The organism is Bradyrhizobium sp., assembly GCF_036009065.1.
Classification (GTDB): domain Bacteria; phylum Pseudomonadota; class Alphaproteobacteria; order Rhizobiales; family Xanthobacteraceae; genus Bradyrhizobium.
In genome coordinates this window covers 1-12,879 of the sequence record NZ_DASYMN010000350.1, presented here as the reverse complement: position 1 = coordinate 12,879, position 12,879 = coordinate 1, and the positions used below count along the sequence as shown (strand labels likewise).

The 12,879-nt window shown below is 61.5% G+C and carries 11 protein-coding genes; 3 read left to right on the top strand and 8 right to left on the bottom strand.

Annotation, left to right across the window (positions count from 1 at the left end; genetic code table 11):
• From rplK to VGP39_RS21350, 7 genes are all read right to left on the bottom strand, one after another.
• On the bottom strand, positions 1 to 305 hold a 305-nt coding region (gene rplK, locus VGP39_RS21380), incomplete at its 3' end, for a 50S ribosomal protein L11 (RefSeq protein ID WP_327570088.1).
• Between the two features lie 145 nt (positions 306 to 450).
• On the bottom strand, positions 451 to 981 hold the full coding sequence (nusG, locus tag VGP39_RS21375) for a transcription termination/antitermination protein NusG (RefSeq protein ID WP_327570087.1): 531 nt from the start codon (positions 979 to 981) through the stop codon (positions 451 to 453).
• Between the two features lie 23 nt (positions 982 to 1,004).
• A complete protein-coding gene (secE, locus tag VGP39_RS21370; protein WP_327570086.1) occupies positions 1,005 to 1,196 on the bottom strand; it encodes a preprotein translocase subunit SecE in 192 nt (63 codons plus the stop codon).
• A gap of 537 nt (positions 1,197 to 1,733) precedes the next feature.
• Positions 1,734 to 1,979, bottom strand: coding sequence for a hypothetical protein (locus VGP39_RS21365; protein WP_327570085.1), 246 nt, complete (start codon positions 1,977 to 1,979; stop codon positions 1,734 to 1,736).
• Positions 1,980 to 1,990: 11 nt separating this feature from the next.
• The gene (locus tag VGP39_RS21360) at positions 1,991 to 5,152 is read right to left on the bottom strand and encodes a CusA/CzcA family heavy metal efflux RND transporter (RefSeq protein ID WP_327570084.1); all 3,162 of its coding nucleotides are present in this window, start codon (positions 5,150 to 5,152) and stop codon (positions 1,991 to 1,993) included.
• On the bottom strand, positions 5,149 to 6,372 hold the full coding sequence (locus VGP39_RS21355; RefSeq protein WP_327570083.1) for an efflux RND transporter periplasmic adaptor subunit: 1,224 nt from the start codon (positions 6,370 to 6,372) through the stop codon (positions 5,149 to 5,151). The genes VGP39_RS21360 and VGP39_RS21355 overlap by 4 nt, the downstream gene beginning before the upstream one ends.
• 819 nt (positions 6,373 to 7,191) lie before the next feature.
• Positions 7,192 to 8,184, bottom strand: coding sequence for an alpha/beta hydrolase (locus tag VGP39_RS21350; protein ID WP_327570089.1), 993 nt, complete (start codon positions 8,182 to 8,184; stop codon positions 7,192 to 7,194).
• A 277-nt stretch (positions 8,185 to 8,461) separates the two neighbouring features.
• Here VGP39_RS21350 and VGP39_RS21345 point away from each other — a divergent pair, with 277 nt between their 5' ends.
• From VGP39_RS21345 to VGP39_RS21335, 3 genes are all read left to right on the top strand, one after another.
• Positions 8,462 to 9,424: a Bug family tripartite tricarboxylate transporter substrate binding protein gene (locus tag VGP39_RS21345; RefSeq protein ID WP_327570082.1), complete on the top strand. Its 963-nt coding sequence runs from the start codon at positions 8,462 to 8,464 to the stop codon at positions 9,422 to 9,424.
• A gap of 832 nt (positions 9,425 to 10,256) precedes the next feature.
• Positions 10,257 to 10,475 (top strand): hypothetical protein, encoded by a 219-nt coding sequence (locus VGP39_RS21340; RefSeq protein WP_327570081.1) that lies wholly within the window; start codon positions 10,257 to 10,259, stop codon positions 10,473 to 10,475.
• Positions 10,476 to 10,587: 112 nt separating this feature from the next.
• Positions 10,588 to 10,980, top strand: coding sequence for a RidA family protein (locus VGP39_RS21335; protein WP_327570080.1), 393 nt, complete (start codon positions 10,588 to 10,590; stop codon positions 10,978 to 10,980).
• Between the two features lie 270 nt (positions 10,981 to 11,250).
• Here VGP39_RS21335 and VGP39_RS21330 read toward each other — a convergent pair.
• The coding region (locus VGP39_RS21330; protein ID WP_327570079.1) for a xanthine dehydrogenase family protein molybdopterin-binding subunit at positions 11,251 to 12,879 on the bottom strand (1,629 nt) is incomplete at its 5' end.

Genomic DNA, 12,879 nt, shown 5'->3' with positions numbered 1-12,879 from the left:
GTCACCTTGCCGGCCTTGTCGCGGCCCGGCGCCTTGGAGCCGGACTGGATTTTCGCGGCCTGCTTGAGGAAGTAGGACATCGGCGGCGTCTTCATCTCGAAGGTGAAGGAACGATCGGCGTAGATCGTGATCACCACCGGGATCGGCGTGTTCTTTTCTTCCTTCTGCGTCTGCGCGTTGAAGGACTTGCAGAATTCCATGATGTTGAGGCCGCGCTGACCGAGCGCGGGTCCGATCGGGGGCGACGGATTCGCAGCCCCCGCCGGCACCTGCAATTTCAGGTATCCGGTCACTTTCTTTGCCATGCGTTGCTCCTGTTGGTGGTGCGGCAAGAACGGTTGGCGACCGGTCTTAACCTCCCACGATGCTGACGACGGAGGACGGACGACAGACGACGGATTAATCCCTGTCTTTCTTGTCCGCTCTCTGTTGTCGGTCCTCCGTCGTCCGTTATACCTTCTCGACCTGGCCGAATTCCAGTTCGACCGGCGTTGCGCGGCCGAAGATCGACACCGCGACTTTTACGCGCGAGCGGCCTTCGTCGATTTCTTCCACCACGCCGGAGAACGACGCGAACGGGCCGTCGGCCACGCGCACATTCTCGCCGATCTCGAACGACACCGAGGGCTTCGGCCGCTCCACGCCTTCCTGCACCTGATGCAGGATGCGCATGGCTTCGGCTTCGGAAATCGGCATCGGCTTGTTTTCCGCGCCGAGGAAGCCCGTCACCTTCGGGGTGTTCTTGATCAGGTGAAACGCCTCGTCGGTGAGGTTCATCTTCACCAGCACGTAGCCCGGGAAGAACTTGCGTTCGGCATCGACCTTGCGGCCGCGGCGGATTTCCGTGACCTTTTCGGTCGGCACCAGCACCTGCTCGAACAGTTCCTCAAGTCCGCGCTGTTTCGACTGCTCACGAATCGATTCGGCGACCTTCTTCTCGAAGTTCGAATAGGCGTGGACGATATACCAGCGCATGCTCATTATTCAGGTCCGCAGGCTTGTCATTAATGGATGCCCAGCAAAAACGTGACGAGGACGCGGATCACCTGGTCGGCGACGAAAAAGAACACCGACGCCAGCGCCACCATCACGAACACCATGATGGTGGTAATGGTGGTCTCGCGGCGGGTCGGCCAGGTGACCTTGGCGGTCTCGCTGCGCACTTCCTGCAGGAATTTGAACGGGCTGAAAGCCATCGTCTGTTACCGCGTCCGTCGTTGCTCGAGCTTTAGGATTTCAAGAATCCGAACAGCCCTCTTGCGCCCAACCCTCATTCGAAGGTGAGCCGCCAAGCGGGCTCGATTGTCCGGGGAATTCAAAGCCGCGCCGGAGATCCGAAAAACGGGCCGGCAGCAGGTAGCGGCTATGTACTGTGGTCGCAGCGTAAGGTCAAGGCGCGGAAATCGGCGAGAGAGCCGAATACTGGAGATGGATGGAGAAGAAAACCGGCGTCAGGTGAACGGTTTAAGGCCCATGCCCGGCTGACGATCCGCGCTGATGAAGGTCTTGCGGCAAACCGAAGGCAGTTGGCGGCTTCGCGGCGCGCCGACAGGACAAACGTTGCGGCAATTGAAGCACTTAAGCCGCGTGACGGGATGCGCAGCCGATGCGGCGCGAAATTCGACGTCGTTGGAAGCACTTAAGCGCGATGGCGCAGCGGCGCTCCGTGAGCTTCTCGCTGCTGGTCCCGAAAACCGCCGCCGGGTGAATCGCTTACGGCCAATCGCCGATTTTCACCCGCGCCACACCTTAAGGTCTTGAGGCAAACCGAAGGCGGATTCGTGACCGCGATTTTTCTTGCGGCAAGACGAGGTTTTTCCGCGGCGACGATAGAGGCGGTGCCTTTTCTCCGCCAGCATGGTCATTTCTGAAGGAACAATCCTTATACAAGGATTGAAATTGTATCGCCAAACTTCAAGGTCAGGAATGCGATGATCCGACCCAATATTCATTTCTTCAGCTGAGATCAGGTGCCACAAGTGGACATCTGTCATCCCGCATGATCACCAGTTGCGATGTGGCCGGCTTGGGATACGGGGCGGCCCGACAACTCCCAACCCTTGATCAGAGCGTAGACGGCGGGAATTACGATGAGTGTTAGAAGGGTTGAGGAAATCATCCCGCCGATCATCGGCACTGCGATGCGCTGCATCACCTCGGAGCCGGTACCGGTGCTCCACATAATGGGGAGCAACCCGGCCATGATGGCGACTACCGTCATCATCTTGGGGCGCACGCGCTCCACCGCGCCGCGCATGATAGCGTCATGCAGGTCCGCGCGGGTGAAGGGCTTGCCTTCAGCCAAGCGTTGTGCGTGCAACTCCTGCATCGCCTGATCGAGATAGATCAGCATGATGACGCCGGTTTCCGCCGCAACGCCGGCGAGCGCGATAAAACCGACCGCGACGGCGACGGAAAAATTGAAGCCGAGCCACCACATCAGCCAGAGCCCGCCGACCAGCGAGAACGGCAGCGAGAGCATGACGATCAGCGTTTCGGTGAGGCGGCGGAAGTTGAGATACAGCAGCAGAAAGATAATCAACAGCGTGACCGGCACCACGATCGTCAGCCTGGCCTTCGCGCGTTCGAGATATTCGAACTGGCCGCTCCATACCGCATAGGAGCCGGGCGGAAATTTTACGTTGGCCGCAACGGAGGCCTTGGCGTCCGCGACATAGCCGCCGAGATCGCGGTCGCGGATATCGACGAAAATATAGACCGCGAGCTGGCCGTTTTCGGTGCGGATCGTGGTCGGGCCGCGCGTAAGCCTGATAGCCGCGACCTCGCCGAGCGGCACCGTGCCGCCGGCCGGCATCGCCACCAGCACTTCGCGCGCGATCGACTGCGGATCGCTGCGCAAATCGCGCGGATAGCGCAGATTGACGCCGTAGCGTTCGCGGCCCTCGACGGTGGTGGTGATGGTTTCGCCGCCGAGCGCGGAGGAAACCACATCCTGAACGTCGCTCACCATCAGGCCGTAGCGGGCCAACGCTTCGCGGTCGGGCACGACGTCGAGATAATAGCCGCCGATCACCCGCTCGGCGTAGGCGCTTGATGTGCCGGGCACGGTTTTCACGACGCCCTCGATTTGCCGGGCAAGTTTCTCCAGCTCGGCAAGATCCGCGCCGAACACCTTGATGCCGACGGGGGTGCGGATGCCCGTTGCAAGCATGTCGGTGCGCGCCTTGATCGGCATGGTCCAGGCATTGGAGACGCCGGGAAACTGCAGCGCCTTGTCCAGCTCGGCAATCAAGCCATCGACGGTAAGACCGGCGCGCCATTGCTCCCTGGGTTTCAGGTTGACCACGGTCTCGACCATTTCGGTCGGTGCCGGATCGGTCGCGGTCTCGGCGCGTCCCGCCTTGCCGTAGACCGAAGCTACTTCGGGAAAGCTCTTGATGATCTTGTTCTGGGTCTGCAGCAGTTCCGCCGTCTTGGTCACGGAAATGCCGGGCAAGGTGGTCGGCATGTACATCAGCGTGCCTTCGTTCAGGCTCGGCATGAACTCGGTGCCGAGCTGCCGCGCCGGCCAGATGCTGACCGCAAGCACGATAAGCACCAGCACGATGGTCAGCGTCTTGGCTTTCAGCACCACCCGGATCAACGGGCGATAGATCCAGATCAGAAACCGGTTGATTGGATTCTTGTGCTCAGGAACAATTCGCCCGCGCACGAACAGCACCATCAAGGCCGGAACCAGCGTCACCGACAGGATCGCCGCCGCGGCCATCGCAAAAGTCTTGGTGAAGGCGAGCGGGCTGAACAGCCGTCCCTCCTGCGCCTCCATGGTGAAAATAGGTAGGAAGGATACCGTGATGATGAGCAGGCTGAAGAATAGCGCCGGGCCGACTTCGCTTGCCGCCTCGATCAGCACATCGATGCGCGGCTTGCCCGGCGGCGCGCGCTCCAGATGCTTGTGGGCATTCTCGATCATGACGATCGCCGCGTCGATCATCGCACCGATGGCAATCGCGATGCCGCCGAGGCTCATGATGTTGGAGCCGATACCCAAAGCCTTCATCGCCGCGAACGACATCAGGATGCCGACCGGCAGCATCAGGATGGCGGCCAGCGCACTGCGCACATGAGCCAAGAAAACAATGCACACCAGTGCAACGACGATGCTCTCTTCGGTGAGCGTTTTCTTCAGCGTCGCGATGGCGTCATGGATCAGGTTGGAGCGGTCGTAGACCGGGATGATCTCGACGCCACTCGGCAGGCTGGAGGCCATCTCCGCGAACCGCGCCTTGACATTGTCGATCACGTCGAGGGCATTCTGCCCAAAACGTTGCAGCGCAATGCCGCTCGCAACCTCGCCCTCGCCATTGAGTTCGGTGATGCCTCGCCGCTCGTCGGGTCCGAGTTCGATGCGCGCCACGTCCTTCAGCAAGACCGGCGTGCCGTTTTCGACTTTGACCACAACGTTAGACAGATCGGCGACATCCTTGAGGTAGCCGCGCCCCCGGATGATGAATTCGAATTCCGAGAGTTCGACGGTGCGGCCGCCGACATCCATGTTGCTGCCGCGGATCACATCACGCACCTTGGCGAGCGGAATATTCAGCGAACGAAGACGATTCGGATCGACCACGACATTGTATTGCTTGACAAAGCCGCCGACGCTCGCCACTTCGGCCACGCCTTCCGCTTTGGCGATGCCGTACCGCACGCTCCAGTCCTGCAGCGAGCGCAGCTCCGCCAGCGACATGTTCTTGGCCTGCAGTGCATACTGGTAGACCCAGCCGACGCCGGTGGCATCGGGTCCCAGGGTCGGCGTCACGCCGGCGGGGAGTTTTCGCGCGGCGGCGTTGAGATACTCGAGAACGCGGCTGCGCGCCCAGTAGATGTCGGTGCCGTCCTCGAAGATGATGTAGACAAAGGATACGCCGAAGAACGAAAAGCCGCGCACCACTTTCGACTTCGGCACGGTCAGCATCGCCGTCGTCAGCGGATAGGTGACCTGGTCCTCGATTACCTGCGGCGCCTGGCCCTTGTATTCGGTATAGACGATCACCTGGGTATCGGAGAGATCGGGAATGGCATCCAGCGGCAGATGCGCCAGCGCATAGACGCCGGCGGCGACGGCAAACACCGTACCGATCACGATCAGGATCAAATTGCGGGCCGACCAGCCGATCAGGCGCGCGATCATTGCGGTCCGTCTCCACTATCGAAACCTTGCAGCGCCGCCTTGAGATTGCTTTCGGCGTCGATCAGGAAATTCGCGGAAACCACGACCTTGTCGTTCTCCGTAACGCCCTCCTTGATCTCAACGCGGCCGTCGCCGCGCCGGCCGAGCTTTACCGCGCGCGGCTCAAAACGCCCGTCGCCCTTGTCCAGCAACACCACTCGGCGTTCGCCGCTATCGATGACCGCGCTGTCCGACACGGTCAGCACCGGAGCATCCGCTCCGGTGGCGATTTCGACGTCGGCATACATGTCGGGCCGCAACAGGCCGTCGGGGTTCGGCAGCTCAATCCGTATCCGCGCGGTGCGGGTTTGCGCGTTGAGATGCGGGTAGATCAACGCCACCTCACCGCTAAAGATGCGGTCCGGATAAGCGCGAGGACGCACGCCGGCCCTTTGCCCGATCGATATCAGCGCCAGGTCGCGTTCGGCGATATCGGCTAGCACCCATATGATCTGATGATCCGCGATACGGAACAGCATGTCGCCCGGGGCAGCCCGCATGCCGTTCACAGCGGCGCGGTCCAGGATCTCTCCGTCCTGCGGTGCCAGCCAGGGAATCGAAAGCGAAATCTCGCGATTGCGTTCGAGGTCGGCGATCGCCTTCTCCGGCATGCCGAGGTTTTCCAGCCGCCGCCGCGCGCCTTTCATGCCCTGGCTGCCGACCGCGTCCGCTTTGGCGCTCAACGCCGACAGGTATTCCGCAGACGCGCTCGACAATGCCGGGCTATACACCCGCATCAAGGGTTGGCCCTTGTGAACGTGCTGGCCTGTGGTGACGTTTGCGACCTGTTCGATAAAGCCTTCGAACCGGAACGAAACGATCGATACACGGCGTTCATCGAGTTGAATCGTTCCGGGCACGCGCACGGGAGCGTTCAGAACACGCTTTTCGACCCGCTCCGAACGAACCCCGGTTTTCTGGATTTTGCCGGAACTGATCTTGACTGTGCCGTCGCCGGCATCGTCGTCATCATAGACGGGGATGTAGTCCATCCCCATCGAGTCCTTCTTGGGCACCGGGGACGTATCCGGCAGTCCCATCGGATTGCGATAGAACTTGATCCGCCTGCTGTCATTGCCCTTCGTCATGTCATCTGCGGCGATCGCCTGCGCGCAAGTTGCTGTTGCAATCAGCGCGCACAACGCGGCGATGACCGCATAGCGGACTTTTTGGACCGGCATGATTGTTCTCCTGATTTCGCTGTGTCCGCCAAAATTCGATGGCAGATTACGCAAACGTCACGTCGTCCGGCCGGGGAAACCGGGCCGGATAACGACCAAGCGAATAGCTAAATCAGGCTCGGGGAGGACGTGCGGGAGGCGGTACCGCGAGACTTGCCAATTGAGCTTCGCTGCGAATTGCGAAGCGTTGCCCAATGACCACCATGCGAGCGACGGCCGAGGTAATGGAGGGCAAGCACTGAACGCTCAGTGACACGCACGCGGCCACGCAGGGACATGCCTTGTCGCAATCCATCTTCCCGTCGTGGCAAGGCGATGTTGCATTGTCGGCATCGGCGCGGGATGACATTTCGTCCGAACTCATGTGAGCCGCGGACATTGTCATGGATTGAGCGCTTGCCGCGAACACAGGCGGTGAGAGCGGGGAAACGATAAGCCCCACGATCAAAAGCATTCGCACAATCATGGACGTGTTTTTCACATCCAACTTCTGGCACATTGCCAAGGCAAAATCAAAGGGGCCCTTGGGGACGTCGAAGCACAATCCCGCTAGGCGTTACGATACGACGCCCGTGTCCGAACGGTCGCGAGGCCGCGCCGGCGTAAGGACGTTCAGTTTTCTCAGCCAAGACCCGCATCTTCATCAATTTCGTCGTTGAGGCCTTTCGGCGCAACCGGCTAGCGTGGAACCTTTCGCGGGAAGTCCGAAGAGTGCCGATAAATGAAGTGGCGTCCGGTCACTTGATCCACCCCGTGGCCAGCGGCTGGGACCAGACCCTTGCGGCTAAGTTCCAGCCACTGCCGAGCTGTCATCGTCCGCTAAGCCGCCGCCGCCTCGTTGATCGCCGACATCACCGCAGGCGTTGCGGTCTGGTGCACCATGTGACCGTTTCCCGGCACGCGATGCATCTTGCTGTGGCGGACTTCCTCATGAAGACGACCGGATTGCTGATCGGTATCGATCAGCCGATCATCGACGCCAGCAATGATGATCACCGGCATCTTCAGATTTCCATACTTGCCGCTTGCAGCAAATGCGTTCGGTATCATGAGGGCGGACTCTTCCGCGCTGGCATGAAGCTGGGATGGCCGAACTGCCATTGCTTTCGGGAAACCGCCAAATTTCGCCGGCACCGACCTGGGGCCAAAGATCACTTTCAACAAAAGCGGCCATACCATCCTGCTGACAAGCGGAGAAACCGTGAAACTCAGCACGTCTCCGAAACCCGGGATGGCCGGGGTCGACATCGCCAGGAAGTCCGCTCGCGGGGTGGGAAAGTAATAGCCGGACGCGAGGATCAGTGCGTCAACGAATTGCGGATGCTTCAGTGCCAGCGACACGGCGACCGAGGCGCCCCATGAATGTCCGAGCACGAGCGCGCTGCGGACGCCAAGCTGCTGCAGCGCTTCGAAAAACAGTTCAGCCTGCGCTGTTGGCGTCCAAACAACGTTGCGGGGGCGATCGCTGTGGCCGTATCCCGGGCGATCGAACACGATGACCCGGTAATTTTCCGCCGCCAGTTCAATGAGACCGCTGGATTCGAAATCCTGGATCATGCTGCCGTTGCCATGGAACAGCACCAACGGCCGGCCCGCGCCGCGCTCGACGTAGTGGATCCTGACGCCATTCACCTCAATGAATCGTCCAGCCGGCGGATTGTCGCGTTCGGCCTTTTTGGCAAGCTGCCGGTTAAGGATGGCCGAAGCAGCCAACGCGCCGGCTATGACGCCGGCGGCAACATAAGGCCTGGCCTTGATAGCCGATAGCGACGTCTTGAGTATCGAAGGGGAACCGGTGCGGGGCATGTGCATGATCCAAAAAAAGCGCATGCACGATTATCAGGAGATTCTGAGAAATGTTGCAGCGCATGACGAACCGCTCAGAGAGCTATTCGTTCCCCTCGCCCGCCAATGACGACTCAACACTAGCATCACGCTCCAGCTGCCGGAAAAGCCGGTCAGGTACGAAGCGATAATTTCGAATTGGAAGCGGTACCGGTCCACTGCAAAATCCAGCGGATGACGCGGGTGAGCGGGTCCGTCCTGTGTTACATCTCCTGCCGGAAAGCTGAATAAAGGGGACACCATCATGCGCAGGATTATCGCCGGACTAGTGGCGTGCCTCGCCGGCATGGCGCCGGCCCAAGCCGGGCCATATCCGGATCGGCCCCTCACCGTCATCGTGCCGTTCGGCAAGGGCACCACGGCCGATCTGGTCGCCGCGGTGGTGTCGGAGGCGGTGGCGAAAAACATCGGCCAGAAGGTTATCGTCGAACTCAAGCCCGGCGCCGGCGGCGGCATCGCCATGGCGCAGGTCGAGCAGGCCGCGCCCGACGGCTATACGCTGGCGATGATCACGCAGGGCACGCATGTCTTCAATCTCAGCCTCTACAAGACGCTGCGCTACGACCCGCAAAAGATCGTTCCGGTCACGCCGATCGCCGCGGTCTCCAACGTGATGACCGTGCATCCGTCCAATCCGGCGAACACGCCGCTGCAGGTCGCCTCCGCTGCGAAAGCGGCGCCGGGCCAGCTGGCCTATGCCTCCGGCGGCGTCGGCACCTCGCATCATCTCGGCGGCGTGCTGTTCGCCTCCCTGACCGGCGTCGAACTCAAGCATGTGCCGCATCTGGTTTCGGTCGATGGCGTCAAGAAGATCGTCAATGGCGAAATCACCATGGGGTTTTTCAACCTGCCGACGGTGATCGAGGAGATCAAGGGCGGCAAGCTCAGGGCGCTCGCGGTAACCAGCATGACGCGCTCGCCGCATCTGCCTGACGTGCCGACGCTCGATGCCTCGGGGCTGAAGGGTTATGACCTCGTGACGTGGTTCGGCTTTGGCGCGCCGTCCGGCACGCCGCCCGAACTCGTGCAGCGGCTGCGCGACGAATTTGCCAAGGCCGCCGCCGACCCCGCGGTGAAAGCAAAACTCGGGGAAGCCGGGCTCGACCCGATCGATCAGATGCAGCCGGCGGAGTTTTCGAAGCTGATCGCCGCGGATCTCGCCAAATGGACACCGATCATCAAGGCTGCCGGCGCCAGTGCCGAGTGAGCACGCGTAGCAAGCATAGCCACATGAGCCAACGGGTCGCGCGAACGCGTGCCGCGTTGGCTCATGCGGGCTACATTGATGAAGTATTTTACCCTTCTCCAACCGACGTCCGATACAGCGCGTCGATCCCGCGGCGGCGTTCCGGGACAGCTCGCGAACATCGGCGTGCACGATGGTCAACTCCATCGGCTTTGCCGCACCGGCGTGACGGGCGACCAGCCCGCGATAATACAATTCCGTTGCGGCCGGACCTATGCCGCCAATGAGACCAATGTGCACGAGGTGTCCCCGAACCCGGTTGAAACTTGACCGCGACGTCCGGGAATGTCCGCTTCCGGCGGTCGCTATCCCTATTCCTTCCCGGTCAGAAAAGGCAGCCTGATGCCTCACTTCCCGGCGCCTCGAGGCATTGCCGTCCAGGACGCGTTGACTTAAGGGCTCCCGCCCTCGGCTGAGCGGCCAAAACACATCAGCGTGAGATATGAAGCAGGTCACATTCGCAGCGCGCGATTCGATCTAACCATTGTGCGGTTTTTCAACGAATGGAGGCTTCCATGAAGCGACTGTTGAATTCTGCATTGGTAGTCGTTGCCTTGCTTATTGCTGCAACCGCCATGGTGCGATCGCACTCATCTGCAACGAATTTTTCTGCCGGGACCGCAGGCATGATGTCGCTGCATGAACTCGGCGCCGCAGCGGGCCTGAACAAGCTGCCGATCGAAGAATTCGAGGATCTGTCACTGGTCTATTCGAGCGCGCCGAAGCACTGAGCGAACGTCTGCCCCAGCCGGCGGATTTCAGACACGTCGCCTGGGGAAGAACGGAGGTTTCCATGACCTTTCATCGAACGACTGTGGCGTTCGTGGCAATTGCCTTGCTCGCTGCCGCCACCACCGCCGCCGCCATGCGGCCGCACGCGCCAGACGCAGAGCGTGAATTTGCAGGTGTCATGGCGCCGAAGCCGGTGCCGGAGATCAAGAAGCCGGTCCGGTACGAAACGATCATTTCGAACTGGAAGCGGTACCGGTCCACTGCAAAATCCAGCGGCTGAAGCGTAACCCGCATGAGCCAACCGGGCGCGTATCGCGCGACCCGTTGGCTCATGCGGGTTACGATGCTACGATGCCAGCCTTGCGGGCGTCGATCCCAGTCGAGAGTGAGGCATGCCGAACATCCAGCGCATCATCGGTCCCGGCCTGCCGCGGCCGGTCAGCCACTATTGCCACGTCACCCGCGCAGGCCCCCACGTCTGGGTCGCCGGCGTCGTTGGCCAGGCGCCGGACGGCAGCATCCCGTCCGATATTGTCGCTCAATTCGACATCGCCGTTGCGGTGATGGACAAGTGCCTGAAGGCGGCCGGCGCCGGGCCCGAGCATGTCGTCAAGGTGCAGATTTTCATGACCGACGTCACAGAACGGCCGAAAATCAACCCGCGCCGCATCGCGTATTTCGGCGAGCATTTGCCGGCCTCCACACTGGTCGAGGTGAAGGGATTGGTCGATCCGAGAATGAAGGTCGAGATCGAGTGCCAGGCCTATGTCGACGAGCAGACGTAGCGCGCATGAGCCAATGCGCGCCCGATGATAAACTCCGCGATATGCGGGGTTGGCCCACCCGGATATCGCCGCGCTCATGCGGCCTACGATGCTCAAAAGTCCTTCAGGTGAAATCCGACCTCGCCTTTTGCTCGTCATGCCCGGCCTTGTGCCAGCCATCCACGTCTTATCTAGCTCCACGCAAGAAAGACGTGGATGGCCGGAACAAACCCGGCCATGACGGCCGCTTTTTCGGTCCGGCTCTCAGGATGACGAGGCGTAGCGATATCGTCATGCGCGCGCTGCCTGGATGGCGCGCCAGACCAGAAACGGCGTCGCCGGCATATCCAATTCATCGATGCCGAGCGGCGACAAGGCGTCGAGCACTGCGTTCATGATGGTTTGCGGCGCGGCGATGCTGCCGGCCTGCCCGGTCCCTTTCACACCCAGCCGGTTCGATGCGGTCGGCTCGGAGTCATTGAGGCCGCCGGCGAAGTTCGGCAAATCCTGGGCGCGCGGCAGCGCATAGTCCATGAATGAGCCGCTGAGCAGCTGGCCGGAGCCCGCGTCGAACACGACCTGCTCCAGCAGCGACTGCCCGATGCCTTGCGCGATCCCGCCATGCACCTGTCCAAGCGCCACGCGCCGGTTAATCAGGCTGCCGAAATCGTCGGATATCGTATAGCGATCGAGCCGGACCAGGCCGGTATCCGGATCGATCTCGACTTCCGCGACATGGCAGCCATTCGGAAACGTGTAGAGGTCGGAATCGTTGGTCGCACTTGCCTCAAGCCCAGGCGCCAGTCCTTCGGGAAGATTAGCAACGTCCCTCGCGGCATCGGCCACTTTGCCGATCTCGATGGCGCGCCCGGTGCCTTGCACGACAAAGCGGCCAGCCTCGAAAGCCACTTGATCGAGCGGCGCCTGCAGCAAATGCGCGGCGATCAGCCGGCCCTTCTCGATCAGCTTTTCAACGGCGAGCACAAGCGCGGTGCCGCCCATATGCATCGAACGCGCGCCGCCATGGCCGTGACCATCCGGCAGTAGGTCGGTGTCGCCCTGGTGGAAGCGGAACGCGGTAATCGGCAGTCCCAGCAGGTCGGCCGCAACTTGCGGATAGGCGGTTTCATGGCCCTGGCCGTTGGACTGGGTGCCGACGGCCAGCGACACCGTGCCATCCGCCTCGAACGCTGCACGCGCCATCTCGGTCGGCGCGCCGCGGGCGGTTTCGAGGAAGCAGGCAAGCCCGATGCCGCGCAGCAGGCCGGCGGCCTTCGATTGTCTGCGGCGCTTGCCAAAGCCTTTGAAATCGGCGAGCGCGATCGCGTCGTCCAGATTGGCGCCGAAGCGGCCGCCGTCGATCTTCATGCCCATCGCCGTGCGGTGTGGAAACCTCCTGATGATATTGCGGCGGCGCAACTCGATCGCATCGATCCCGGTCCTGGCCGATGCAAGGTTTACAAGCCGTTCGATCAGGTAATTGGCTTCGGGCTTGCCGGCGCCCCGATAGGCGTCGACTGGCTGTGTGTTGGTGAAGGCGCCGCGCACCTCGACGAAGATCGACGGGATGTCGTAGACGCCGCCCATCGCACTGCCGGCTGCATTGGTGGAGCTGATCGGGCCGTTGGTCGACAGATAAGCGCCCATGTTGGCGACGGCCCGCACGTCCAGGCCGAGAAATTTCCCATCCTTGTCGAGTGCGAGTTTTGCGCGGGCAACAAAATCGCGGCCGTGCGCGGAGCTGACAAAATCCTCGGCGCGTTCGGATACCCAGCGCACCGGGCGGCCGAGCTTTCGCGCCGCCCACAGCACCAGCACGTATTCGGGATAGACGTAGTTCTTCATCCCAAAACCGCCGCCGACATCGGGCACCACCACGCGCATGCGCTCGAGCGGAATCTTGAAGACCGAGCCCGCCAG